Raw genomic sequence first — 4,936 nt, 5'->3', positions numbered from 1 at the left:
TCGTCGAAATAGGCCAGGATGTCGTCGATCTGGCCGAGCGCACGCTGGGCTTCAATCTCGCCGCGAAATCCCGACCGGCTGCTTCCAGCATAGCCTTCGAAGGCGGCAACACTGGCGTGCTTGTACTGAATCATGCCGGCGATCGTCCCGAAGGGCCGGTTGGCGATATGCCAGGCAATCGTGCGGCGGAACTGACGGGTGGTCAGCCGCCAGGGTGTGCCATTGGGTCGTGGAGGAATCACCGGCGCATCAGGCGATCCAAACTGCTGGTTGAGATGGTCACGAAATCGGTTGAGCTGGCGGACGATCTCGGCAGAGACATGAGTCTTGGTGTTGGCGCGAAGTGACAGCACAGGCCAAAGCGTCGTAGTGCCCCGCGCTCGTCCGGCCCGCTCGGACAACTGCTCGAGCACAGCGACCGCGTCGGCAACGGGCGCGATCGTAACCCACTCCGCTTGTTCTCCGCCTCCGCGCTTGCCCTTGTACGCGACCGACTTGATGCGGTGACGCAATATAACGCCGTCTTCGTCTCTGACGATGGATAGGCATCCACGCTTCATTGCCTGGATCTCGCTGTCGCGCATACCCGACAGATAGGCGCAAACAATATAGGCTGCGGACTGTAGCATGACCTCTTCCAGAGCCAATGCCTTGACATCGAATCGGCTGCGCCAGGGCTGACGGGTCCCGGGATCCACGGCGATCGGTGCATCCATCCCCCCGACTTCGGTGCCGAGTTCCGTGATGGCGGCGGCGATCAGGTCTGGTGCACCGGTCGTCAGACTGAGGTGCATGGCGGGCTCTGCCTGCGCATCGACGCCGGCGTGGAGATGAAGGAGATGGTAGTTGATCGGTGGCAGGTGTTCGCCGGTCAACGGATCGGTGCGGACAGCAGCGTTGTACAAGCCGGTCCAGATGGGAACGCCGCGGCCCTGCCGCCGCAAGCCCGTGAGGTATGCGGTTAGCCGTTGCCGTTGCCGCGCGCGGCGTTCGGCCTGATCGAGATGAGCCTCGCGCGCAATCAATCGGCTGCGCCTGGCTTCGAGACGCTCAAGCTCCCGGCGCGCGGCGAAAATGTCGGGCGCGAAGTGGGTCACATAGCGCAGCGACCATGCCAGCAGCGGCGTCATGATTTCTTCGGGAATGCGTGGCGTCCGGTTTTCACCGGGGATGTACCGGGCACCGGCGACCGAGAACGGGCTGCGCCCGGGCCACGGATCGATACGAAGACGGGCCGTTGGAAGGTGGCGGCGCAACTCGTGAAGGTCGAAGGTGACGCGCAGCAATACTGCGACCGCAACCGGACGTAGCCCCTCACGGCGCTTCGAACGGGCAAAGCGGTCAAGCAGAGACTGATCGACCCGCTCAAGATCGAAGCGCCCAAGGTCGGCCTTCACGAAGTTGAAGAAAAGCAGGGCCCGGTTGGCCTCACCCCGCACAGCTGCTGGCTGAAGCCGGGGGCGATGGCCCGGCAGATCGACATTGAGCCGCGCATGGAGAAACTGGCGCAGGGCATCGGCAATGGCTGGGTCTTCGATGCTGCTAAAATGCACGGTGACATGGCAGCGCCTGGCGTTATCGCGAAAGACGCCCGGCGACAGGTCCCAGGTCTGATCGCCGTAACGCGAGAGATCGGCGCGGTTGCAGCCAGGCCGCAACGGAACCGACATGAGTACGGGAAGCGTCTCGCGCGCCCCGTCGTCATGGGCCGGCAAGGATACGGCAGTCATGCCCGGGCCTCGGGCGGCAGATAGACAATGGGATGCTGGGCGGCGAGCCGCGCGCGAGCCTGAGCCACAGCGTCATCGCCGAAGGCAGGCAGGATCTGGCGGACGATGCGTTCACGGGCGTGACCAAACTTGGCCGCCCACTCGTTCGTGTTCATGCCTGCGCGCTGCTCATCGATAAAGGTGAGAAACGCGAGGATCGCTGGCAACTTGCGCGCAGTGATCACCGCGTTTTTGCAATCGAGGCAGCCCCAGAACGGCGTGGGACATGGAGAGCCGACAGCTGCGGCAAAAGGGCTTGCGTAGAAGCCGCCGCAGCTCGCCAGCCATACGTCCTGTTCTCCGTCGAGCACGGCAACCGATGGCGCATCGGCAATCTGGCCCGCGCTTGCGGCTCGACTGCGCAGATGATCTTCCTCGGAGGGAGGAATGACTCGGGGACCGGCGACTGCCTCCTCGAGGGCGTCGGCGACGGTCTGCTCATGCAGGGGTCTGAGCGAGGGAACATCGGCATAGTGCCGCGCTGCGATCTCGATCGTGTGGCCGACGGCGAACCGTGCCATGTGCCCTTCGGTCTTGAGATACCAGAGCGCCTTGTGCGTTTTACGGAGCCGGGACAGGCGCAGATACAGCGGTCTGCCCGCGTCATCGGCAATGGCGTGGCGCGTGGTCCATGCATCGATGGTCGAGCGCGGATGGCGAATGCCGTGGACGATCTCACCGGTCTGGTAATAGACCCACAGGCAATAGCTGGAATTATGGGCCCGCGCGCTTGCCGAGAGTGCGATGATGCGCCGGATCAGCCCTCCCGGCGTCGACGAGGCACCGTCTCGCACCCTGATGGTCTTGTGTTCGGCGCCATGTGCGCGAAGCTTGGTGTAAGCGATCTCCACCGTACCGCCCGAGGCGTTGCGCAAACAATCGACGGTCAGCGTTTTGCAGCACTCGAGCTCAAGCCCGGTCTCCAGCGAAAGCAGGACCAGCAGCGGCACGATATCGACGGACGTCAGGTAATGAGCGCTGTGCAGCGTCATGCTGAAATCCGCGTTCCAGAGGCCGCGCTTCCAACGCCTGGCATAGAGTGCCATCCACTCAGGGTCGCGATGCCTGAGGACCCCACGCGCCTCTATCGCGGCGTGCGCCTTGCGGGCAGTTGCCTCGATCTCCCGAATCTCGCCAAAGCATGGGCCAGCCCGCAATCTGGCCTCGATCGCGACCAGATCGATGCGGGCCGCGTCGCGGAGCTGGCGGGCAACGAACGGGCTGTAGGCGTCGCGTGGGCGTGGCGGGGCGTAAGGTTGCGAGCTGACGTAGCGAAGCCGCTCACGCAAGCCCGCCTCGATGACATCAGGCTGATCGGAAGCGATCCGGCGAAGCACGGAAACGACCTTGGCGACAAAGGTCGGCGCGTGGCCCCGCGACTTGCCCTGAGCTTCGAGCCACGCTTCGTATCCATCGATGTGGCTGGCTCGCAGGTCGGCCGGCCCGGAGATCCGATCACCAGTCCCGGCAAGATAGGCAAAGAAGCTCGGCAGCTGGGTCATGTATGTCTTGATGGAGGAGCGAACCGCTACGGGCCCGCGTGGAGCGACCAGCATGAACAGGCCTCGGGCAAAGGCGAGTGCCAGTCCCCGTGGGTGCAGTCTCGTGAAATCGACAAGAACCTCGCCCCCATACGGCGGGGCGATCGTGAAGCGCAGCGTGCTGATCTGCAGCCATGGGTCGGGCTCGGGCTCTGTGGTCTGGCCCTCGAACCCGACCTTGCGACCTTTACGAGGAGCGGCGGTCATGGCCGGAGATAGCCCGGCACACGCGCAAGCAACTCTTCCACCGCCGCATCGACGGTATCGGCACGAGTGGCAATGTGATCGAGATAGATCGACGTGGTGGCAAGGCTGGAATGGCCGAGCAGGCGTTGCACCTGCTGCAGCGGATCACCGAGCAACTGGCGATAGCCGTCCATGGCGCCTGCCGGTGCAGCAACTTCGCCGAGGCGCCGCTGGATCAGCATCGCCAGCATGTGCACGGCGAACGAATGCCTAAGCTGATGGGGGCTGACGCGAACGGAAATACCGGCATCCGTGCATCGACGGCTCGCCCGGGCAAAGATCGCTTCCCACGAGTTGGGCAGCACCGGTTGCCCGACCTCGGTGAGCCAGAGGACTGCCGCCTCACCTGGCGTGCCATCGTCGGCGCAAATCACGAGCCTGGCCCGTTCATCCGGTGTGACGACTTCCATATCCATCATGCCGCCGCCCACGAGGTGCAAAGCGGTCGGTGCGGTGGGTGGGCGGTGTATGAAGATCGGGCGGTCGATGGCCTCCCAACCTCGACGTGAGGCGAACTTGGCCACCGCCGATGCGCGCTCGACCGCAATGTATGCATCGAATGCGGGCAGCAGGCGACGCGGTAGCAGCATGGTCCGGCCCCGGTCGCCCTTGGTCAGGGCCGCCGGCAGTTCTACCCGGCGTTGGCGCTCTACACGAACATCGCTGCCGGGAATCTCCGCTGCGAGAAGGAAGGATGCTTCCTCGAGACGCAAACCGGTGGTGACCAGCAGGTCAGCGAACAGCGCGTTGCGTGCACCATTGCGGTCGCGCGCTCCCGGGCGCTCAGCTCCCTCGACGGTCAGGCCGCGCAGGCCGACGTCTCGGAATACATGGTAGGCGGGAAGATCGACGAAGCGCACATCGGACCGGCGCGCAGCCCGCTCATAAGCTTCGTTATGCTCGGCGATGGCAGCGCGCCGACCGCCGTGCGATCTTCGCCAGATCTGCCGATGGGTGAATGGCGTACGCTCGACCAGGCCCTCGCGCTCGGCCCATCGATAGAGCTTGTCCAGCGATGCAACCGCCCGGTTCCACGACGAGGCTGATATCCGGAACTCGGCGTCACTACGCCGGCGTGCCCGATGATACGCACCGACATCATCGGTATCGGCTTGCCAGACTGTCTTGCGGCGAGCCGAACCCAGAAACCGCAACCAAACCAGGACATCGTAGCCGTGTGCCCGCAGCGAGTGGCGCGAACGCGCGCCGTTGAGCGGCAGATCGAGGAAGTAGCGATCGAGATCAGGATCATAGATCGTACCATCGCGCAGGATGATCGGAATGTGGGCGTCCAGTCCATCTGCTTCGCGGCGTTCCTGGATGGAGATCGGTTCTTCTGAAATATCCACAGCTTGCCAGTCCCTCCCCCGGACCCCCTCC

3 protein-coding genes are annotated in these 4,936 nt (G+C 64.3%); all 3 read right to left on the bottom strand.

The genetic code is table 11. The features are described 5' to 3' along the window. On the bottom strand, positions 1-1,730 hold a 1,730-nt coding region (locus BGN95_RS09665; RefSeq protein WP_286772498.1), incomplete at its 3' end, for a site-specific integrase. Continuing rightward, complete coding sequence (locus BGN95_RS09660; RefSeq protein WP_286772497.1) at positions 1,727-3,517, bottom strand: hypothetical protein; 1,791 nt, start codon at positions 3,515-3,517, stop codon at positions 1,727-1,729. The genes BGN95_RS09665 and BGN95_RS09660, both read right to left, overlap by 4 nt. Further along, the gene (locus tag BGN95_RS09655) at positions 3,514-4,905 is read right to left on the bottom strand and encodes a tyrosine-type recombinase/integrase (RefSeq protein WP_226019204.1); all 1,392 of its coding nucleotides are present in this window, start codon (positions 4,903-4,905) and stop codon (positions 3,514-3,516) included. The genes BGN95_RS09660 and BGN95_RS09655 overlap by 4 nt, the downstream gene beginning before the upstream one ends. Positions 4,906-4,936: the final 31 nt, after the last annotated feature.

Origin of the sequence: Sphingomonas sp. 66-10 (assembly GCF_001897045.1) — a bacterium.
GTDB lineage: Bacteria > Pseudomonadota > Alphaproteobacteria > Sphingomonadales > Sphingomonadaceae > Sphingomonas > Sphingomonas lycopersici.
This window is presented reverse-complemented; position numbering and strand designations above follow the sequence as displayed.